Consider the following 20,459-nt stretch of genomic DNA (forward strand, 5'->3'; position numbering starts at 1 on the left):
CCACAAACGCAGACAAGGAGCGCAGTGATGGCGAGCAAAAAGGCGGCAAGAAAAAGCCTGAACCTTGCACCCGTGCTGGACATCAACGAGGCGGTGGCGCTTCGCGAACGGTTGCTGGCGATGAAGGGCAGCGACCTCTCGATCGATGCGTCCGCCGTCGAACGCGTCGGTGCCCTGTGCGCACAGGTCCTGATGGCCGGCGCGAAGACCTGGGAGGCCGACCAGCGAAGCTACACGTTTGCGAAGGCGTCCGAGCCGTTCCTGAAGACGATGCAACTCATCGGCGTGGACATTGAACACCTGCTGGCCAAGGAGATTCAGCAATGAAGAAGAAGGTGCTTACCGTGGATGATTCACGGACGATCCGGAACATGCTTCTGGTGACGCTCAACAATGCTGGGTTCGAGACGATCCAGGCGGAGGACGGCGTGGAGGGGCTGGAGGTGCTCGAGCAGGCCAATCCCGACGTCATCGTGACCGATATCAACATGCCTCGCCTTGACGGCTTCGGTTTTATCGAGGGCGTGCGCCGCAACGAGAAATACCGCGCGATCCCGATCCTGGTGCTGACCACCGAAAGCGACGCGGAGAAAAAGAACCGTGCCCGCCAGGCCGGCGCGACCGGCTGGATCGTCAAGCCGTTCGACCCCACCAAGCTGATCGATGCAATCGAGCGCGTAACCGCCTAAGTCGAGGTTCTTCCCGATGGATATGAACGAAATCAAGGAGATTTTCTTCCAGGAATGCGAGGAACAACTCGCGGAACTGGAATCGGGTCTCTTGAAGCTGAACGATGGTGACCGCGATCCGGAGACGGTCAACGCCGTGTTCCGCGCGGTGCACTCGATCAAGGGCGGGGCGGGTGCTTTCGGCTTGGACGATCTGGTCTCCTTCGCCCATGTCTTCGAGACCACGCTTGATTGCGTTCGATCCAACAAGCTCGAGCCGAACCAGGATGTGCTGAAGGTCATGTTGAAGTCGGCCGACGTCCTCGCCGACCTGACCAATGCCGCCCGCGACGGCGGCAGCGTCGACGAGACCCGCAGCAAGCAACTGATCCGCGAGCTGGAGGCTCTCGCCAAGGGAGAAATGCCGGCTCCGGCCGAGGCGCCGCCGGCAAGGCCGGCTCCAGCGCCGATGGCCGAGGCACCCGCCCCGGCAGCCAAGCCTGCGGTCAACGACGAGGGCTTCCAGCCGATCCCGTTCTCCTTCGACGATTTCGCCGACGAGCCGGCGGACGAAGCGCCCTATGTGCCGACCTGCGAGGTGCATTTCCAGCCAAGGCGCGACCTCTATGCCAAGGGCAACGAGGCGGCACTGCTCCTGCGGGATCTCTCCCGCATCGGCGAGATGAGCATTCATTGCGACATGGGTCGCCTGCCGCTCCTCCAGGACCTTGACCCGGAGGAGTCCTATTTCTCCTGGAAGATCTCCATCGCCACAGACACGGGCGAGGATGGGGTGCGTTCGGTATTCGAATTCGCCGAATGGGATTGCGACCTCGAGATCCGCACGCTCGAGGAGGAGGTCGAGGCTGTTGGCGAGGAGGGCGAGGAGCCGCCGATGCAGCCCGTCCCCTTCGACCTGTCGATCCTCGATGATGGTCTTGAGGCGGGAGCGAGCATGGGTGACGTGGAGTCTGCCGTGCCGACGGGCGCCGTCGAGGTCGCCAGCCTTGCCGAAGCCGCCGGCAACGTGCTCCCGATGCCGGCTACCGGCCGCGAGGCTGCCAAGGCCGAGCCGCGCCCGACGGCGGCGCCCCAGCAGGCGGCTGCCCAGGCCGCCGCCGCTTCCTCCGCCGCGGCGCCGACCATCCGCGTCGACCTCGACCGCGTCGACCGACTGATCAACCTCGTCGGCGAGTTGGTGATCAACCAGGCGATGCTGTCCCAGAGCGTCATCGAGAACGACAACAATGGCGTTTCCTCGATCAACATGGGGCTTGAGGAACTGCAGCAGCTGACGCGCGAGATCCAGGACTCGGTGATGGCGATCCGTGCCCAGCCGGTGAAGCCCGTGTTCCAGCGGATGTCGCGCATCGTGCGCGAAATCGCCGACGCCACCGGCAAGTCCGTCCGGCTGATCACGGAAGGCGAGAACACCGAAGTCGACAAGACCGTCATCGACAAGCTCGCCGAGCCGCTGACGCACATGATCCGCAACGCCGTCGACCACGGTCTGGAGACGCCGGAGAAACGCGCCGCGATCGGCAAGAATCCGGAAGGCACGGTTCGGCTCACCGCAAAGCACCGTTCCGGCCGCATCGTCATCGAACTGGCCGACGACGGCGGCGGCATCAACCGCGAGAAGGTGCGGCAGAAGGCGATCGACAACGACCTGATCGCCGCCGACGCCAACCTGACCGACGAGGAGATCGACAACCTGATCTTCCATGCCGGCTTCTCCACGGCCGACAAGATTTCCGACATCTCGGGTCGCGGCGTCGGCATGGACGTCGTCAAGCGTTCGATCCAGGCGCTCGGCGGCCGCATCTCGATCTCGTCGAAGCCGGGCCAGGGCTCGGTCTTCACCATGAGCCTGCCGCTAACGCTTGCCGTCCTCGACGGCATGGTCGTCACGGTCGCCGGCCAGACCCTGGTCGTGCCGCTGACGGCGATCGTCGAGACGCTGCAACCCGAGGCCTCGGCAATCCATTCCTTCGGCGCCAGCCAGCGGCTGATCTCGATCCGCAACTCCTTCTGCCCGCTGGTGGACGTCGGCCGGATCCTGAATTTCCGCACGAGCCGGGCCAACCCGGTCGAGGGCGTCGCGCTGTTGGTCGAGTCCGAGGGCGGCGGGCAGCGGGCGCTGATGGTCGACGCGATCCAGGGCCAGCGCCAGGTCGTGATCAAGAGCCTGGAGGCCAACTACACGCATGTTCCGGGCATTGCCGCCGCGACCATTCTCGGCGACGGACGGGTGGCGCTGATCCTCGACGTCGATGCCGTCGTCTCCGCCTCCCGCGGCCAGTCCCTGAAGCCAGAAATGGCGCTTGCGGCAGTGGGATGACGTCATGACCAATGCAGCCAAGTCACTGACACAGGGTCGGGAGCTGATCGCCTTCCGGATCGGGGAGCAGGAGTTCTGTGTCAACATCATGTCCGTGCGGGAGATCCGTGGCTGGACGCCCGCCACGCCGATGCCGCATGCGCCGCAATATGTTCTCGGCGTCATCAACCTGCGCGGCGCGGTGCTGCCGATCATCGATCTTGCCCACCGTCTCGGCATGAAGCCCGCCGAGCCGACCGTACGCCACGTCATCATCGTCGCCCAGGTCGGGATGAAGGTCGTCGGCCTGCTGGTCGATGCGGTCTCCGACATCCTGACCGTCACCGACGAAAACGTGCAGCCGACGCCGGATATCGCCAGCGAACTGGAGAAGAACTACGCCCGCGGCATTCTCGCCATCGAGGGCCGCATGATCTGCATGATCGAGCTCGAGGCCCTGTTTCCGCAGATCGAAAGCGAGGCGGCATGACGATCGCGACCGCCTACGAGCCAAGACTTTCTCCGGACGAGTGCCTCGCCAGCGGCGAATATCCGCTGACGCGCCGCGATCTTTCCGAGATCGCCGCGATGATCTATGCGGACGCCGGCATTTACCTCAATGAGACGAAGGCCTCGCTCGTCTATTCCCGGCTGTCCAAGCACATCCGCAATCTCGGGCTCAAGGGCTTTCGCGAGTACTGTGCGCTGGTGTCCTCGCCGGCGGGAACCGCAGCGCGGCGCGAGATGCTCTCGCACCTGACGACCAACTTCACGCGCTTCTTCCGCGAGAACCATCACTTCGAGCACCTGAAGGGCGAGATCCTGCCGGCGCTGATCGCACGCGCCAGGGCGGGCGGCCGCGTCCGCATCTGGTCGGCGGCCTGCTCGGATGGCCAGGAGCCCTATTCGATCGCCCTGACCGTGCTGTCGCTGCTGCCGAACGCGTCCGACTATGACTTCCGCATCCTGGCAACCGACATCGACCCCAAGATCCTCGCCCACGCCCGCGTCGGCGCCTATGACCAGACGGCGCTGGAAACGGTCGACCCGGCCATGCGCAAGCAGTATTTCCGCGAGGTCGAGATTGATGGTCGCCAGAAGTGGCAGGTCGACGACCGGGTCAAGCGGCTGATCACCTACAACGAGCTTAACCTGATGGCCCAGTGGCCGTTCAAGGGTCCGTTCGACGTGATCTTCTGCCGCAATGTCGTCATCTATTTCGATGAGCCGACGCAGATGAAGATCTGGTCGCGCTTCGCCGGCATGCTGGCCACGGGCGGCCATCTCTACATCGGTCACTCGGAGCGCGTTTCCGGCGAGGCGAAGGCTCACTTCGACAATATCGGCATCACCACCTATCGCTTTGCCGGCAAGGGGGGACGCCCATGACCGCCCCCGCTCGCGTGCTGGTCGTCGATGACTCGCCCACCATGCGCGGCCTGATTACGGCCGTGTTGAGCGCGGACCCGGGCGTGAGCGTCGTCGGCCAGGCCGGCGACGCGATGGAGGCGCGGAACGCCATCAAGCAGCTCAACCCGGACGTGGTCACGCTCGACATCGAGATGCCCAACATGAACGGGCTGGAGTTCCTCGACAAGATCATGCGGTTGCGCCCGATGCCGGTGATCATGGTCTCGACGCTGACGCATCACGGCGCCGACGCGAGCCTGGCGGCGCTGGAAATCGGCGCGTTTGACTGCGTCGGCAAGCCCCAGCCCGGCGATGCCAGGCCCTTCGGCGATCTCGCCGAAAAGGTGAAGGCCGCCGCACGCTCGCAGTGGCGTCACATCCGCCGCAGCGCGCCTGTCGAGGCAAGTCCGGCTGCGAACGTCAACGCGGCTGCCGCCTACCGCAACGGCCGCAAGATCGTCGCCATCGGCGCGTCGACCGGCGGCGTCGAAGCCCTGATCACGGTCCTGCAGAAGTTTCCGGTGAATTGCCCGCCGACGGTGATCACGCAGCACATGCCGCCGACCTTCACGCGGAGCTTTGCCGATCGCCTCAACCGCCTCTGTGCGCCAAGGGTCGAGGAAGCCACCGACGGCGCCCGACTGGAGATCGGCAAGATCTACCTGGCGCCCGGCGGCGACCGCCACCTGCAGGTCGTCAATGGCTCTGCGCCCTGCTGCCGGCTGTTGGACCGGGATCCGGTCAACGGCCACCGCCCGTCGGTCGACGTGCTGTTTGACTCGGTTGCCGAACTTGCCGGCCGCAATGCCGTGGGCGTCATCCTCACCGGGATGGGGCGTGACGGGGCGGCCGGCCTGCTCAAGATGCGCCACGCCGGTGCGCGCACCATCGGTCAGAACGAAAAGACCTGCGTCGTATATGGAATGCCCAGAGTGGCACACGAACTGGGTGCTGTAGAACACCAGATTCCACTCGCTTCCATCGGGGAGGAAATTTTGAAGCTTACAGCCGCCCGTAGAGAAGGGAGCGAATAATGTCTATCGCTGAAAAGATTAAGGTACTCATCGTCGACGACCAGGTCACCAGTCGTCTTCTGCTGGGAGACGCACTGCAACAGCTCGGGTTCAAGCAGATCACCGCAGCCGGCGACGGCGAGCAGGGCATGAAGATCATGACCCAGCAGCCGCACCACCTGGTGATCTCCGACTTCAACATGCCGAAGATGGACGGGCTGGTGTTTCTCCAGCATGTGCGGGCCAATCCGACGACGAAGAAGGCGGCCTTCATCATCCTGACCGCGCAGGGCGACCGTGCCCTCGTGCAGAAGGCAGCCGCGCTCGGGGCCAACAACGTGCTCGCCAAGCCTTTCACCATCGACAAGATGAAGGCTGCCATCGAAGCTGTGTTCGGGTCCCTGAAATGATCAATGAAGCGGGGACGCGCCGCGTCCATGTAATCCAGGGCGAGTACAAGGTGGTGAACGATCCGAGCGTCGTGCTGACGACGATTCTGGGATCCTGCGTTGCCGCCTGCATGCGCGACCCTGTGACGGGTGTGGGGGGAATGAACCATTTCCTCCTGCCGGGGTCGGCGGAGGCCTTGTCCTCCGGTGGCGATGCGACCCGCTACGGCGTGCATCTGATGGAACTCTTGATCAACGGCCTGCTGAAGCAGGGCGCGCGCCGCGACCGGCTGGAGGCCAAGATCTTCGGCGGTGCGCGGACGATCGCGCGCTTCTCGAATGTCGGCGAGCAGAACGCCCTGTTCGCCCGTCAGTTCCTGATGGACGAAGGCATCAGGATCGTTGGCGAAAGCACCGGCGGTGAGCACGGGCGCAAGCTTGAGTTTTGGCCGTCGACCGGGCGGGCGCGGCAGCACGCGCTGACCGGCGTGGAGACGCAGCGGACGGTCGCGCTGGAGCAGCGCCCGGTCGCGCCGCCGAAGCCGGCCGAAAGCGCGATCGAATTCTTCTGAGGCCACCAGGTGGGCTCAGGCAATGCAAGGGAAGTCACCGGCGGTGCAAAAGCCACCGTGCGGGAAGTGGAGATGCCATGAAGACCGAGTATCTGGGCAACGCATCCGTCGTCGGGGAGCCTCTACCCGCTGTACTGATGCGGATCGTATCCGAGTTGAACAATGTTGCCCATCTGGTCGAGCGGATTGAACCCCTTCTCGGCGACCTGCATCCCGAGGCGGGACCGGTCAACGCGGCCGAGCGCATGATGGTGCTGCAGGGCATCGATCTCGCCGTGCAGAAGACCCGCGGGCTGGCCGACTTCATCGGCCATATGACCGCCGGGATGCCGGAAGGCTGGGAGATCGACGTGACGACGGCGCTCAACCTTGTCAAGCTTGCCGACATGCAGAAGGCGCTGGGCAGCCGCGCGTCCGTTGCGCTGGCGCCGACACTGGCGAAGGCGGCCGGCGACTTCGAAGCCTTTTGATCTGACGGCCCGTTCGAACCATTTTTGCGCCGCACAAGCCCCGGCTTCGTGCGGCGATTTTCGTTGCGGCCTGCCCACCAGTGACGGCCCAGAGCGAACCGCTTTGCGGTATTGTCGGGCAGGCCCATCGCCTGCCGCGGCGCGAAACGCTCGCGCAAGTTTCGCCATCTAGTTTGCGGCACGGGTCACTATGGCCTGTGCAATTTCTGGGGCTGAAGGCGTCGATGGCTGTGGCACCTTTCCAGGGTTGGGCAAGTTAAACTGAGCGGGCGGCGCCAATTCATGGCCACTGGCAGCCCGGGATAGTTCGTGCGGGAACAGAATGAATCTGTTGGATCAGCTTAAGAGTATGGGCAAGAACCTGGCTGCGCTGGGACAGGCGAAGCTGGCGGTCCTGGCGGGCGCAGGGGTGGTGACCGTCGGTCTGGTGCTTGCCGCCGCGTTGTACGTCAACAAGCCGGCCTACGAGACCTTGTACGTCGGGCTGGAGAACACCGACCTCAACCAGATCGGCATCGCCCTTGCCGAAGCAAACATCGACTTCAAGACCGGCACCGACGGCGCGAGCCTTCAGGTTCCCGTCGGCGACGTCGGCAAGGCCCGGCTCTATCTCGCCGAACGCGGCCTGCCCAGCGGCTCCAACGCCGGTTACGAACTCTTCGACAACGTCGGCTCGCTCGGCCTGACCTCGTTCATGCAGGAGGTCACCCGCGTCCGGGCGCTTGAGGGCGAGATCGCCCGGACCGTGCAGCAGATCAACGGCATTGCCGCCGCCCGCGTCCACATCGTCATGCCGGACCGCGGCAACTTCCGCCGGGCCGAGCAGTCGCCGACGGCATCGGTCATGATCCGGGCCAGCGGCACGGCCGGACGCAAGGCCGCCGCGTCGATCCGCCATCTGGTTGCAGCCTCGGTGCCCGGTCTCGAAGCGGAGCATGTGACGATCCTCGATTCGGCCGGTCAGCTGCTCGCCTCCGGCGAGGACTCCGACAGCAACACGCTCAACCGCTCGCTCAACATCGTCCAGTCGGTCCAGGACGACGTGGAGCGCAACATCGAGAAGGCGCTCGCACCCTTTCTCGGCATGGACAATTTCCGCGCCAGCGTCATGGCGGCATTGAACACCGACTCGCAGCAGACCCAGGAAACCGTCTACGATCCGGAATCGCGCGTCGAGCGCTCGATCCGCGTTACGCGGGAAAGCCAGAAGTCGAACCAGAGCCAGCTACAGAAGCCGGCCACGGTCGAGCAGAACATTCCCCAGGGCGGCCCCGACGAGGGCATCGGCCCGCAGTCGAGCGACGAGGCCGACAAGAAGGAAGAGCAGACCAACTACGAGATCAACAGCAAGACGATCGCCACCGTTCGCAACAGCTACAAGATCGATCGCCTTTCCGTTGCCGTCGTCGTCAACCAGGGCCGCGTCGCCACGCTGGTCGGCGAGCCGGCGGACCAAGCGAAGATCGACGCCTACCTCGCCGAGATGCAGAAGATCGTTGCGTCTGCCGCAGGTCTGAACACGGACCGCGGCGACGTCGTCACGCTGACGGCCATGACCTTCCTCGACGACCAGTTGCTGGACGAGGCCGTGCCCGGGCCCGGCCTGGTGGAGACGCTGGCCCGCAACTTCTCGGCGATCATCAATGCGCTCGCCTTCGTCGCGGTCGCCGTCCTGGTGGTCTGGTTCGGCTTCCGGCCGGTCGTGCGTTCGGTCACCGGCGGCGCCGGCAGCACCGCCCTGGAGGCTGACGGCGCCGGGCTGGAACTGCCCGACTTCTCGCCGGCGATTGGCGTGGGGGCCGGCAGCGGCGCCCTGATGGACGGCTTCGGTTCAGACTTCGGCTTCGACAGTACCGACGATCTGCTCAGTGCCGCCGACGAGAGCGAGAACGTCTTCAACCGGCGCGTCAAGGAGGGGCCGGAACGGCGCCTCGCCCGCATGGTGGAGATCAGCGAAGAGCGCGCCGCCAAGATCCTGCGCAAGTGGGCCGAAAACCAGGCCGCCTGACCCTCAGGTCTTTGGGCAAGACAGACAGTCCCGCCGATGGGCGGGATTGTCGCCTGAGCCGGACCAGGGGACCACGGCGGTCGTTCTCGGTCATTCGTACAGGTTCCGCTGCCGTTTCCAGTCACCCGCAAGCGCGGGGCTCGGCCGCAACGCACCGCGGCAGGTTTCACCGTACCGGCGTGCACGGGCGCATTTCGGGTCGGGTGTGACTCAAAAGCGACGATCCGTCTGCGCAATTGCCCCTTCTACCGTTACGTCAGTCACACAAATGGCAAAGAAGGCGAGGCGATTGAAAAAAATGTTGCGGCGCTGCGGCGGTGCAGATGCCGCCGGACCCCGGAATTTTGTCTGTCGATCCTGCCCGCCGCACCGGCGGTTGACGCAGGGGCGATCCGGAAATCCGGATTGCTAACAAAAGCTTAATCCGCCTACCGGGAATTGCGTCGCGTCGCCGCCGTGTAGCGGGAGCGAATCGACTCACGAAGTCTGGCGAAAGTAAATCCCCAACTGGTGCCTGTGGCTTTTGAATCGCGCCGATGTACACTTTAGTTACTGATTCGTTTGGTGAATCTCGCCCAGGCGGCTTGATCGCGGTGGGGCTGCAAGTTCAGCCCCGACGCGAGGGGAGGCGGGATGAGCCAGCCGGGGTCGGCAACGGGGGCTGTAATGGAAACGATCAGAGCGGATGTAGCGCTCCGGGAACCGCATGGATTCTCCGCGATCGCCGGTGAACGCAAGAGTGCACGCGAGCTTCTGGTGCATCAACTCGCACGCTGCGCGGATCGAGCCGGTCTTTCCGCAGGTCTTCGGGCGCTGACCCAATATGTGAGTGCCTCCCACTACCTCTTGGTCAGGCATGACCTGTCGTTCAGTTCCGACATCGGCTTCGTGGTCGCCTCGGACTGGCCCTTTGACATGGTGCGCAGTCTGGCCGGCTCGGTGGGGGCAGCGCTGTCGCGCATGAGCGACATCGACCGTTGCGGCATCCTCATGCAGCCGGCCTTCTCGCAGTTTGCCGACGACGTCGCACTGCCTGGCGGCCTCGCCCGGGAATACTGCGCGATCACCTTCAATGTCGGCCGCGTGCGCATGACGCTGCTTCTGCTCTTTCCCGAGCACATTATCCTGTCGCAGAACAAGTTGCGGGACGTCGGCCTGCTCGCCGGCTACTTCGCCAGCGTCTGCTGCCAGACTGAGGCTCGGCAGGATCGCGAGTCCGATCTGACCGACCGCGAGGTCGAGTGCCTCTACTGGATCGCCGAGGGCAAGACCAGCGACGAAATCGCGGTGATCCTCGGCATTTCGCGCAACACCATCAACAACTACATCACCAGCGTGATGCGAAAGACCGCCACCAAGACCCGGTCGGAGGCCATTGCCTGGGCCGTCCGCAACAATCTCGTCTGAGGGGCGCCGATGGAATTCCAACTCTCGCAGGCCGCCGCCGATCCGGAGATCCGGATTTCAAGGCTCTCGAAGCCGCCACGCAGCAGCGATGCCGCGGCGACGCTGCTGCACCTGCAAAAGCTGATCGGCGCCAGAAACTTCGCCGTACTCCGCACCCGCGGCCAGGGGCTGCCCTCGGCGCGCCGGCTCAACTGCGCCCTCAGCAACGGGATGGACCGGGCCGAGGGCCAGGTGCGTCTGCTGCTCGAAGCCCATGGCGAATCGCTGATGGCGCATCTGGAAGGTTCGCTGTTGCCGATTGTCTGGGAAGGAGGCGAGGCCTGCCAGGTGATCGCCGCAGAACTGCTGTCTTTCACCGAGCGCTTGCCATCCTGGCGCGTCCCCTTTGCCGGCATCGCCTTTCCCGTCCGGCTGGGCTCCAGCGGCGGCGGCTTTGTCGTCTTCACCGGTGACGTGCTCGACATCGGCGTCGACGTCGTGCTCGACCTGCATATGCGGGCCAGCCAGCTCATGGTCGACCTGCTGGCCGCGGACGAAAAGAAGGTGCAGCCGTCCGAAGCCTTGAATGAACGCGAGATCGCATGCCTGCAGATGGCCGGCGACGGTTGCATCAGCGAGGCCATCGCCGAGAAAATGGGCCTGTCCGTGCACACGGTGAATGCCTATCTCGGCAGCGCGACCACCAAGCTCGATGCCGTCAACCGGATCCAGGCGATCGCGAAGGCGATCCGCCTTGGCCATATTCGCTAGCGATCCGGCGGGCGCCAGGCCCGCGACCTTTGGCTAGTGACTGTGCGCGACCGGCGCGCTCATGCGCTTGAACTGCGCCCCCTTCAGGCTTTCCGCCAGGAGGGCCGTGTTGTCCTCCGGATCGACGGCCGGATCGTCGAAGGCCACATGGGTGATCTCGACGCCGGCCTGCTCGTTGCCGAGTTGCAGACGCGCGTAGACGGTGACGCCCTGCGGACGCAGTTCGAGGTCGAGCGTGACCTCGGGCTCGCCGCCCCAGTCAAGCTTGTAGTCGCCGCCGGCGCCGAACACGACGGTGCCTGGAAGGAAATAGAGTTCAGCGGCCGACGCCACCAGATCGGCCAGGTTTCCGTAGCACTCGAAGCGCAGCAGCGATACGAGGTCGGCGGCGTCGAGCAGCCTGAGCTCCGTCGCGACGGGACCAATAGCTTCGGCGACAATCCTCTCGCGCTGGGCAGAATAGGAGCATTTTCTCATCGGATCTCGTTTACCCGTCTCATCTGGGGCGCTGATAAACCCGGTGAATCAGCTCCGCCACGGCCTTGTAGAACACCGGTGGAATGACACTATCGACCGAGACTTGCGCAAACATGGAGCGGGCTAGCGGTGGATCCTCGAAGACGGGTATGCCGTTTTGTTCCGCCAGCTCGCGAATCTTCAGCGCCACCAGGTCCTGGCCCTTGGCGACGACGATCGGAGCGTCGTTCTCCTCTCGGACGTAGCGCAGCGCCACGGCGAAATGGGTCGGGTTGGCGATGACCAGGGTCGCGCGCGGGACTGCGGAGATCATCCGTTTGCGGGCGCGATCGCGCTGAATGGACCGCAGCCTGCCCTTGACGATCGGGTCGCCCTGGGCCTGCTTGTGCTCCTCCTTGACCTCCTGCTTGGTCATGCGCAGTTCGGAGAGCCAGTGATAGCGCGTCCATGCGAAATCGATGACGGCGATGACGGCGGTGGCGAAGAGGATGATCACCATGATCGTGTTGGCGTTTTGTGCCAGCACGTGAAGGATCGCCAGCGGATCAGCGAACATGGCATTGAGCGTCGCGAAGTAGTCGTCCCACAGGACGAGAACGACGAAGGTCGATACCGCCCCGACCTTGATCAGCGACTTGGCGAACTCGACCAGGCCAGGCTTGCCGAACATGCGTCCGAGACCCTTGATCGGTGACAGGCGCGAGATTTGCGGCCGCACCCGTTCCAGCACCGGGCTCGGCATGTTCTGCAGGATCGAGGCGGCGAGCCCGAAGAGCATCATCATGGCGAGCGCCGGCAGCAGCATCGCCCCGGCTTCCCAGATGAGGTGGCGGAACAGTGCCACGACGTCTCCGCTGGTCTCGAGATCCCAAGCCTCCGGCTGCTCGAAGAGATCGCGCAGCGTTTCCGCCATCCTGGCGATGCCGCCGGGCAGAAAGAAGACCAGGAAGAGATAGATCGCGACCGTGGACGCGAAGACGGGCACTTCGCGCGCGAAAGGCGTGTTACCCTTTTCTGCCGCGTCACGGAGTTTTTTCTCCGACGGGGCTTCTGTCTTGCTGTCCTTGTCCTCGCCGTCGGCCACCGGCAATCCCCCTCGACTTGCGCGACCCGCCGGGCCTGCTTTCCCGCGCCGAACCCGGCGCAAGAAAAAGGACCCGATTCTTCAGGAGATTCGGGCCCTCTGGACGGTCGATCCTGATGGAGGGGGTGTCAAGCGGGATCAGGCCGCGGCCTGTGCGTCTCCCGCTTCTTTCAACTGAATCTGACCGGACGCCGCCAGGCGGATCGCTTCTTGCGTGATGGAGCGGCGGGCGATGGCGACCTCGCGCGGGTTGCCCTGATTTTCGACGGCGAGATCCGATTCGATCATCCGCCGCTGGCGCGCGCCGATCGAGGACAGCACCGCCTCGCGCAATTCCATCGACGTGCCGCGCAGGGCCGCCGTGATGATGTCGCCGGCGACGTCGTTGAACAGCGAGACGCGGCTGCGCTGCGGCATCGCGAGCAGGTCCTCGAACAGGAAGATCTTCGGCCGCACCTTCTTGACGGCGGCGGTGCTGATCGTCTCCAGCGAGGCGAGCAGTTCGTCGACCTGGGTCTTCTCCATCTCGTTCATCATGTCGGCAACCTTGTGCGAGCCGGGCGAGTTGCGCTCGGCCTCGAACGCATTCATCATTTCGATGACGCGGTTCTCGATGATCGCGGCAGCCTTCGGGCTGACGTCCTTCAGGTTGACGGTGCGGTTGATGATGTCGGCGCGGTTTTCCTCCGGCACCTCCAGCAGCACCTTGGCGCCGAAGGCGGACGGCATCATCGACAGGATGTAGGCGATGGTCTGCGGGTGTTCCTTGAGCAGGAAGCGGCTGATGAACACCGCATCGGCATCCTGCAGGCGGTCCCAGATGGTCGTCTCGTAGGCCTGGAAGGCGGTGCGGCGGCCAAGAAGGCCGTCGACCTCGTCCGGCGTCAAGCCTTCCTCGAGGATGCCCTCCATCATCTTGGCGTTGTCCATCAGGCCGGCGCCCTCGGTGAAGAGGTCCTCGAATTCGTTGACGAGTTCGAGCAGTTCCTGGGGCGGGATCGGACGCAGGTTCTGGGCCGCGGCGATGATGCCTTGCAGCTCGGCCTGGGTGAAGAACTTCAAGAGCTTGCCGGCCACCGGCTTGCCCATCGCCAGGAGAACCGCCGCCGCCTTGTCGACCGGGCTGAGCGGCGCGCCGACAGCGGTGCTGCCGAAATTGTCGAAATCCATCATGGATGCCTCCTGAGACCCTGGACCGGGATCAGTTCCTGGACGTTTTCATGACCTCGATCAGCTTGACGCCGAAGCGGGTGTCGTCGTTTTCGAGAATGGTGATTTCGCCGCGACCGATGACGCGGCCGTTGACCATGACCTCGACCGGCTCGCCGATCCGGCGGTCAAGCGCGATGGTGGCGCCCTCGGACAGGTTCATCAGGCCGGAGACCTGCATCTGCGACGAGCCGAGCACGATCTGCAGGTCGATCGGGATTTCCATGATCAGGCCGAGATTGGCCTCGAGCGCGCTTCCCGGCCGGGCCGGTTCGGTATCCCCGGTCTCGGCGCCGCCGAAGTCGCTGCCGGAAAAGTCGGAGGCGCCAAAGCCGGCTTCGGTCGCGCCGAAGTCGCCGCCGAATCCGGCGTCTGTACCGGTCGAGCCGAAATCGTCGCCAAAGGCCGCAAGCGGATCGGTCGCGTCCGCGTCCGGAAAGTCCATGCCGAAATCGGTGGCGGCCGAGCCGGCCGCATCCTGCTTCAGGACGCCGCGCAGATCGTCGATGGCCTGCTCGAGCTCGCCGTCGTTGGCGTTGATGGTCGACGCAAGGTCGTCTGCAAGGGGTGCTTTTTTCGGTGCCATGTGATCACTATTCCATTTGAAACTTGCCCGAGGCCGGACAGCCCACCGGGTCTACCCGACGATGTGTTGCAGCAGTTCGTCCTCCGACCCGTAGGTATCCTTCACGCGAACCGTGTAGCGTGCGCCGGAGCGGCCGAACTCGCAAACATAGAGCTTGTTGCCGTTGGCGCTCACGTCGACCCGGACGTCGCCCGCGTCGTGGAAGGGGATGACGTCGCCCGCCTGCAGCCGGCTGATTGTCCCGAGCGTCTGGCTTTCCAGGCGGATGCGCGCCTGCAGGGTCACCTTTGAACGCCGGACCTGCTCGCTCAGTTGCTCGCTCCAGTCCTGGCGCGACCTGACGGCGTTGGGGGGCTTCGGCGCGGATATCGTCGACTTCAGCAGGACGTACTGCGGCACGACCAGGTAGAAGTGGGACAGTACCGGACCCAAGCCGACCGACATCTTCACGAGCGCAGCGTAGACGTCCTCGGAGCCGTTTTCGGGCGCGCTGCGGCCTTCGACATTGTAGGGCGGGCCGATCGCCGGCTCTTGGCCGGCATCGCCGCCGACCGCCGTCTTCAGCACGCTCGAGACCTTGGCGAACACCATGGTGGCGACGTCCAGCTCGATCCGCGACAGTTGGCGCGGTTCCGGCTCCTCGAGCGTCTCGCTCTCCGCACCCAGCATGCTCTCGACCAGCGTGATGATGAGCGGACTGTCGCAGACGACCGCATACTGGTCGCTCCAGCCCCGCAGCTCGCAATCGGCAATGGCCATGCCGCCGCCGAGATCGCCGATGAGCTGGCTGTATCGGCCGATCTCGCAACCGGCATAGGCGACGGCGATCTCGAACCCGAGCTCGCTGGCAAAGACGTCGGGGAGAGACCCGGCCAGCACCTCGCCGAGGGCGGAGCAGCGCTTCGAGATGGTTTCCCGGTCGCCGAGTCGGCCGATCAGGCGCGCCAGGACGATCGGATCGTGTTTCGGCTTTGTCGCTGACATGTGGTTGCTGCTCCTTTAGGCCGCGCGGGACTCGCCGCCGCCGGGGTTCATCATCTCCTGCTCGACCGCGTCGATCGACGGGCGCTCGTAGGAGGAAATGGTCTTGCGTCCGTATTCGAGCGCGACTTGCGGCACCGAACCGTTCATGTAGGCGAGCAGCGTCTGCTTGACGATGATGTAGAGCCGGTTCTGCTTGGTGCGGACGGCCTTCACGTTGGTGGCGATCGGCGAGACGATCGAATAGGAGAGGAACACGCCAAGCAGCGTGCCGACGAGCGCGGCTGCGATCTTGCCGCCGAGGACTTCCGGCGATTCGTTGATGGCGCCCATCGCCTTGATGACGCCGAGCACGGCCGCGACGATCCCGATGGCCGGGAATGCGTCGGACATGGTGGTGAGCGCTGCGTAGGGCTTCATCTTGTCATGGGTGATGGTCTGGATCTCCTCGTCCATCAGCGCCTCGATCTCGTGCGAACGGGCATTGCCGATGATGATCAGGCGCACGTAGTCGCAGATAAAGGTGGTCAGTTCCTTGTTCTGCAGCACGGTCGGCGCCGCCTGGAAGATCGGGGATTCGTCGGGGTTGTCGATGTGGCTTTCGATCTCGTTGCGCGATTTCGTGCGCAGGTCCCGCATCAGGCTGTAGAGCACCCCGAGCGTATCGAGGTAGTGCCGCTCCTTGGGGACCTTGTGCTTGAACGCCTCGCCGAGCGCCTTGCCGGTGTCCTTCACCACTTTCATCGTATTGGCGATGATGAAGCCACCGAGGCCGGCGCCGCCGATGATCACGAGCTCGAAGGGCTGGTTGAGCACTTCCAGATGCCCGCCCATGGCCATGTAGCCGCCAAGGACGCAACCGAAGGTAACGATCAGACCGATGATGATGTTCATTGTATGCCCACAAGCCTCGACACAATTCTGACGGCACCTGATTAGGGTTCGAGCCTTGTGTGAGGCTGTATCGCCGTCGCCGAGCCCGGCCCGCCCGGTTACAGGTTCGCGCAAGCAAAGACCGTCAGGTTGGCGCCGCATGGGGGGCCGCGCGCCCTCGCCAAGCGAAGGGAACGGTTACGTGACGACAACCTACACGAGCTACAAGCTGATCACGGCTGATCTGGCGACCTCGCTCAAGCGGGTTGCCGAACAGCCGGACGTCAAGCGCGAGACCGAGTACTACCTGGCCAGGATCGGCTCGATTAAGTCCATTGACGAGTTCTTCGCCGACAGCCGGCTTTACAATTACGCCATGAAGGCGCACGGCCTGGACGACATGGCCTACGCCAAGGCCTTCATGCGCAAGGTGCTGACCGAGGGCGTCGACAACGAGGATGCCTTCGCCAACAAGCTGTCCGACAGCCGTTACAAGGAGCTGGCCGAGTCGCTCAATTTCGCCCGCTATGGCGAGGCTGCAACCAGCTTCACCCGCGCACAGCAAGGTGTCGTCGAGAAGTACAACCGCCAGACGCTGGAGGTGAATGCCGGCTCCGACAACACAGGTGTGCGGCTCGCCCTCTACTTCGAGCGCATGGCTTCCTCGATCACGAGCGGCTACTCGATCATCGCCGATGACGCGATCTCGCAGGTCGTGCGCACGGCGCTTCAGCTGCCCGTCGAATTCGCGGCCACCGACGTCGACCGGCAGGCCGCCTATTTCGAGGATGTGCTCGACCTGGCAGAATTTCAGGACCCGGTGAAGGTCGGCGAATTCCTCGAGCGCTTCACGTCGCTGTGGGAAATCGACAACCCGTCCGGTTCCTATGATCCGCTCACGGCGTTCCAGTCCTCAAGCCTGACCGGAATCTCGACCGACCTTCTCATTTCCATAAACAACCTGAAACTTGGAGGCCGGTAATGGAGACTGGGCTTTACGTATCGCTTTCGTCCCAGATCGCGCTCGATCGGCGCCTGACGACGTTGGCCGACAATGTCGCCAATGCCAACACGGTCGGCTTCCGTGCGACCGAGATCAAGTTCAACGATGTCGTCGCCGACAACGGCGAGGCCGAGATCGCCTTCGTCGACCAGGGCAGGGAGTTCCTGTCCACGCGCAATGGCGGGATGACCGAGACGAACGGCATGCTCGATTTCGCTGTCAGGGGCGAGGCCTGGTTTGCGGTGCAGACGCCCGCTGGACAGACGCTGACCCGGGACGGCCGCTTCACGCTGACCGAAAACGGTGACCTCGTCACGCTCAATGGCTACCCCGTGCTCGACGCCGGCGGCGCGCCGATCCAGATCAATGGAGACGCAGGGCCCGTGAAGCTGAGTGCCGACGGGCAGCTGAACCAGAATGGCCAGCCGGTCGCGGCCCTGGGCCTGTTCGAGGTGGACCTGTCGGCGGGCTTCGTGCGGGCCGGCAACAGCGGCATCATCCCGACGCTGGCACCCGAACCGGTCCTCGACCGTGTCGATGTCGGCGTCGCCCAGGGGTTCATCGAGGAATCGAACGTCAATCCCATCTCCGAGATGACCCAGTTGATAACCGTCACGCGTGCCTTCGAAGCGATCAACTCGCTGCTGCAGCAGAGCGAGTCCTCGATCGACAATGCCGTCAAGACGCTCGGCGGCAGTCGGTAACGATCGATGACGACGGCGACGGACCTCACACCAAAGCGCGCCGCAAGCGATGGCGGGCGCAAACTCAACGCGCTGGCCGGGCTTGTGCGCCGCTATTCCGATCCCGAGTTTTCGGTGGCCCATGGCGGCCATGTACAGACGATTGCCGCGGGAAACTATACGGTCTCCGGCCTGTCGCGCCATGTGCGTCTCGGCGAGTTCGTCGCCCATCGCAGCAAGACCGGCATCCACCTCGGCGAGGTGGTGCGGGTCGAGCCGGAGACGGTCGTTGTCTGCCCGATCGAGCCGGGTGAGCCGATCGGCATCCACGACACGGTCATCCGCAAGGGCGCCTTCCGCATCGCGCCGGCGGCTGCCTGGTGCGGCCGCACGATCAACGCGCTCGGCGAACCGATCGACGGTCGGGGGCCGCTGGGTCAGGGTGACCACCGCCGCTCGATCGCCAACACGGCGCCGCCGTCGATGACCCGCCGGCGCGTCGATACCGGCTTTGCCACCGGCGTCCGCGCCATCGACATTTTTGCCCCGCTCTGCCTCGGCCAGCGGCTCGGCATCTTCGCCGGCTCCGGCGTCGGCAAGTCGACGCTGCTGTCGATGCTGGCCCGGGCGGATGCCTTCGACAAGGTGGTGATTGCGCTGGTCGGCGAGCGCGGCCGCGAGGTGCGCGAGTTCATCGAGGACACGCTGGGCGACAATCTGTCGAAGTCGGTGGCGGTGGTGGCCACCAGCGACGAAAGCCCGATGCTGCGCAAGATGGCGCCGTTGACGGCCGTCACCATTGCCGAGCACTTCCGCGACCAGGGCGACAACGTGCTCCTCATCGTCGACAGCGTCACGCGCTTTGCCCATGCGATCCGCGAGGTGGCGACCGCGTCCGGCGAACCGCCGATCGCCCGGGGCTACCCGGCGTCCGTGTTCACCGAGCTGCCGCGGCTCCTCGAACGGGCCGGGCCGGGAGCGGAGGGAACGGGGACGATCACCGCCATCCTTTCGATCCTCGTCGACGGCGACAACCACAACGATCCCATCGCGGACTCCACGCGCGGCATCCTTGACGGCCACATCGTGCTCGAGCGCAGCCTGGCGGACGAGGGGCGCTATCCGCCGATCAATCCGCTCTCCTCGATCTCACGCCTGGCGCGCAAGGCCTGGACGTCCGATCAGGAGGTGCTCGTGGCACGGCTCAAGGCGCTGATCCATCGCTACGAGGAAACGCGCGACCTGCGGCTGATCGGCGGCTACCGCCCCGGCAGCGACGCCGACCTCGACATGGCGATCAAGCAGGTGCCGGTGATCTATGAGGTCCTGCGCCAGGCCCCCGGCGAGAAGCCGGCCGCCGATGCCTTCGCCGATCTGGCGCTGGCGCTGCGCAACGCGCCGGCGAACCAGATGGCCGGCAATGCAAGAGCGAGAGGGTGAACATGACGGACTATGACGCGGACAAGACCGTCCCGCCGTTGCGGCGATCAATGGAGAAGCGCGGCAGCATCGCCGACCGCATGCTGATCGCGACCGGCGTGTCCCTTGCCGCGCTCGCGGCGTTCTTTCCCTGGTACGTCTTTCTCAATCCGCAGGACTTTTCGGTTCCGCCGCTGTGGCAGGACGACAGGCGCGACCTGCCTGAAACGCCAGCCCGCGAGGTGATGAGCGTATCGCCGACCGCGATGGTCGATGACGACGACGACCAGCCAGAGACCGACCTCGATCCGATCAGTACCGCGACGACCGCGCCGAACCTTGGTGCGGAGCGGGCGACCGGGGCCACGCCGGAGCCGGTCGAGCAGCCGCTGCCCGCATCGGCCGGCTTCCGACTGATGCACGTTGCCAACGGACGGGCCCTGATCGAGGACACCTCGGGCCTTTATATCGTTCGAGTCGGCTCTATCCTGCCGGACAACAGCCGGCTGGCGACGCTCGAGCAGCGGGACGGCGAATGGGTGATCGTCACCTCCAACGGTGACGTCTACAAGCGCAACTGATTCGTCCGGCCCGACAGGCAGCCATCGAAACCGCCGGAGCGCGCGCCCGGCGGTTTTGTGTTTTCGGGCCCGATGTCCACGGCTTTCGGGCAATGGCGGCAAAGCGTCTCCAAGGCAAGTCCCACGCAAGTTTAACGACCTAGGTTCCGGGGCAACAAGGATGGAGTTTGCCCTCATGCAACCGATACAATTCTTCGAGCTGGCGTCGCGGCAGGCCGAATGGCTCTCGGTGCGCCAGTCCGTCGTTGCGGGCAACATCGCGAATGCCAATACCCCCGGCTACAAGGCCAAGGATGTGACCCCGTTCCAGTCGGTGCTCGAAAACACGGGCATCCGCATGGCGGCCACCAATCCCGCACACCTCACCGAGGCGAGCCTCAGCAGCGAGATTACCGAGGTCGAGCCGAACGAGAATGTCGGCGAGCAGATTTCCGGAAACTCGGTCGGTCTCGCCGAAGAACTGATGAAGCAGGGCCAGGTCAAGCGTGAGTTCGAGCTCAATGCCGGCCTCGTCAAGTCTTTTCATCGCATGATGCTGATGACTGTCAGGAAATAA

The 20,459-nt window shown here is 64.6% G+C and carries 23 protein-coding genes; 17 read left to right on the forward strand and 6 right to left on the reverse strand.

Annotated features, from left to right (window positions below):
* The first annotated feature begins 27 nt into the window (after nucleotides 1–27).
* The 12 genes from ACXAGF_RS02590 to visR all read left to right on the forward strand — a co-directional run bounded on the left by ACXAGF_RS02590 (nucleotide 28) and on the right by visR (nucleotide 11,007).
* Nucleotides 28–327 carry an STAS domain-containing protein gene (locus ACXAGF_RS02590; protein WP_475014308.1) on the forward strand — a complete coding sequence of 100 codons (300 nt, stop codon included), beginning with the start codon at nucleotides 28–30 and terminating at the stop codon, nucleotides 325–327.
* Nucleotides 324–689: a chemotaxis response regulator CheY1 gene (cheY1, locus tag ACXAGF_RS02595; protein WP_475014309.1), complete on the forward strand. Its 366-nt coding sequence runs from the start codon at nucleotides 324–326 to the stop codon at nucleotides 687–689. The genes ACXAGF_RS02590 and cheY1 overlap by 4 nt, the downstream gene beginning before the upstream one ends.
* Nucleotides 690–705: 16 nt before the next feature.
* Nucleotides 706–3,009, forward strand: coding sequence for a chemotaxis protein CheA (locus ACXAGF_RS02600; RefSeq protein WP_475014311.1), 2,304 nt, complete (start codon nucleotides 706–708; stop codon nucleotides 3,007–3,009).
* Nucleotides 3,010–3,013: 4 nt separating this feature from the next.
* On the forward strand, nucleotides 3,014–3,478 hold the full coding sequence (locus ACXAGF_RS02605; protein ID WP_475014313.1) for a chemotaxis protein CheW: 465 nt from the start codon (nucleotides 3,014–3,016) through the stop codon (nucleotides 3,476–3,478).
* A complete protein-coding gene (gene cheR, locus ACXAGF_RS02610) occupies nucleotides 3,475–4,377 on the forward strand; it encodes a protein-glutamate O-methyltransferase CheR (RefSeq protein WP_475014315.1) in 903 nt (300 codons plus the stop codon). The genes ACXAGF_RS02605 and cheR overlap by 4 nt, the downstream gene beginning before the upstream one ends.
* Entirely contained in the window at nucleotides 4,374–5,432 is a 1,059-nt protein-coding gene (gene cheB / locus ACXAGF_RS02615) for a protein-glutamate O-methylesterase CheB (RefSeq protein WP_475014316.1), read from the forward strand. The genes cheR and cheB overlap by 4 nt, the downstream gene beginning before the upstream one ends.
* On the forward strand, nucleotides 5,432–5,821 hold the full coding sequence (locus ACXAGF_RS02620; RefSeq protein ID WP_475014318.1) for a response regulator: 390 nt from the start codon (nucleotides 5,432–5,434) through the stop codon (nucleotides 5,819–5,821). Before cheB ends, ACXAGF_RS02620 begins: the two co-directional genes overlap by 1 nt.
* Nucleotides 5,818–6,372 (forward strand): chemoreceptor glutamine deamidase CheD, encoded by a 555-nt coding sequence (gene cheD / locus ACXAGF_RS02625; protein ID WP_475014319.1) that lies wholly within the window; start codon nucleotides 5,818–5,820, stop codon nucleotides 6,370–6,372. The genes ACXAGF_RS02620 and cheD overlap by 4 nt, the downstream gene beginning before the upstream one ends.
* A gap of 77 nt (nucleotides 6,373–6,449) precedes the next feature.
* Entirely contained in the window at nucleotides 6,450–6,842 is a 393-nt protein-coding gene (locus ACXAGF_RS02630; RefSeq protein ID WP_475014321.1) for a hypothetical protein, read from the forward strand.
* A 322-nt stretch (nucleotides 6,843–7,164) separates the two neighbouring features.
* Nucleotides 7,165–8,850 carry a flagellar basal-body MS-ring/collar protein FliF gene (fliF, locus tag ACXAGF_RS02635; RefSeq protein WP_475014322.1) on the forward strand — a complete coding sequence of 562 codons (1,686 nt, stop codon included), beginning with the start codon at nucleotides 7,165–7,167 and terminating at the stop codon, nucleotides 8,848–8,850.
* Between the two features lie 666 nt (nucleotides 8,851–9,516).
* Nucleotides 9,517–10,257: a transcriptional regulator VisN gene (gene visN / locus ACXAGF_RS02640; RefSeq protein ID WP_475014324.1), complete on the forward strand. Its 741-nt coding sequence runs from the start codon at nucleotides 9,517–9,519 to the stop codon at nucleotides 10,255–10,257.
* A 9-nt stretch (nucleotides 10,258–10,266) separates the two neighbouring features.
* Nucleotides 10,267–11,007 (forward strand): transcriptional regulator VisR, encoded by a 741-nt coding sequence (gene visR / locus ACXAGF_RS02645; RefSeq protein ID WP_475014325.1) that lies wholly within the window; start codon nucleotides 10,267–10,269, stop codon nucleotides 11,005–11,007.
* Nucleotides 11,008–11,040: 33 nt separating this feature from the next.
* Here visR and ACXAGF_RS02650 read toward each other — a convergent pair whose 3' ends face one another.
* From ACXAGF_RS02650 to motA, 6 genes are all read right to left on the reverse strand, one after another.
* Nucleotides 11,041–11,484, reverse strand: coding sequence for a hypothetical protein (locus ACXAGF_RS02650; RefSeq protein ID WP_475014326.1), 444 nt, complete (start codon nucleotides 11,482–11,484; stop codon nucleotides 11,041–11,043).
* Nucleotides 11,485–11,503: 19 nt separating this feature from the next.
* Nucleotides 11,504–12,568 carry a flagellar biosynthesis protein FlhB gene (gene flhB, locus ACXAGF_RS02655; protein ID WP_475014328.1) on the reverse strand — a complete coding sequence of 355 codons (1,065 nt, stop codon included), beginning with the start codon at nucleotides 12,566–12,568 and terminating at the stop codon, nucleotides 11,504–11,506.
* 138 nt (nucleotides 12,569–12,706) lie between these two features.
* Nucleotides 12,707–13,741 (reverse strand): flagellar motor switch protein FliG, encoded by a 1,035-nt coding sequence (fliG, locus tag ACXAGF_RS02660; protein WP_475014329.1) that lies wholly within the window; start codon nucleotides 13,739–13,741, stop codon nucleotides 12,707–12,709.
* 28 nt (nucleotides 13,742–13,769) lie between these two features.
* A complete protein-coding gene (gene fliN, locus ACXAGF_RS02665) occupies nucleotides 13,770–14,363 on the reverse strand; it encodes a flagellar motor switch protein FliN (protein ID WP_475014331.1) in 594 nt (197 codons plus the stop codon).
* 51 nt (nucleotides 14,364–14,414) lie between these two features.
* Nucleotides 14,415–15,347 carry a FliM/FliN family flagellar motor switch protein gene (locus ACXAGF_RS02670; protein ID WP_475014333.1) on the reverse strand — a complete coding sequence of 311 codons (933 nt, stop codon included), beginning with the start codon at nucleotides 15,345–15,347 and terminating at the stop codon, nucleotides 14,415–14,417.
* A gap of 15 nt (nucleotides 15,348–15,362) precedes the next feature.
* On the reverse strand, nucleotides 15,363–16,238 hold the full coding sequence (gene motA / locus ACXAGF_RS02675) for a flagellar motor stator protein MotA (protein WP_475014334.1): 876 nt from the start codon (nucleotides 16,236–16,238) through the stop codon (nucleotides 15,363–15,365).
* Nucleotides 16,239–16,419: 181 nt separating this feature from the next.
* On the opposite strand from motA, the gene ACXAGF_RS02680 reads away from it, so the two are divergent.
* From ACXAGF_RS02680 to flgB, 5 genes are all read left to right on the forward strand, one after another.
* A complete protein-coding gene (locus ACXAGF_RS02680; RefSeq protein WP_475014336.1) occupies nucleotides 16,420–17,199 on the forward strand; it encodes a DUF1217 domain-containing protein in 780 nt (259 codons plus the stop codon).
* Nucleotides 17,199–17,924 (forward strand): flagellar basal-body rod protein FlgF, encoded by a 726-nt coding sequence (gene flgF, locus ACXAGF_RS02685; protein ID WP_475014337.1) that lies wholly within the window; start codon nucleotides 17,199–17,201, stop codon nucleotides 17,922–17,924. The genes ACXAGF_RS02680 and flgF overlap by 1 nt, the downstream gene beginning before the upstream one ends.
* Nucleotides 17,925–17,930: 6 nt before the next feature.
* Nucleotides 17,931–19,343, forward strand: a complete 1,413-nt coding sequence (gene fliI / locus ACXAGF_RS02690; RefSeq protein ID WP_475014339.1) for a flagellar protein export ATPase FliI — start codon at nucleotides 17,931–17,933, stop codon at nucleotides 19,341–19,343.
* Nucleotides 19,344–19,345: 2 nt separating this feature from the next.
* Nucleotides 19,346–19,903, forward strand: coding sequence for a flagellar protein (locus ACXAGF_RS02695; protein ID WP_475014341.1), 558 nt, complete (start codon nucleotides 19,346–19,348; stop codon nucleotides 19,901–19,903).
* A 175-nt stretch (nucleotides 19,904–20,078) separates the two neighbouring features.
* Nucleotides 20,079–20,459, forward strand: a complete 381-nt coding sequence (gene flgB / locus ACXAGF_RS02700) for a flagellar basal body rod protein FlgB (protein WP_475014342.1) — start codon at nucleotides 20,079–20,081, stop codon at nucleotides 20,457–20,459.

It is taken from the genome of Mycoplana sp. ABR4_002 (genome assembly GCF_056159645.1).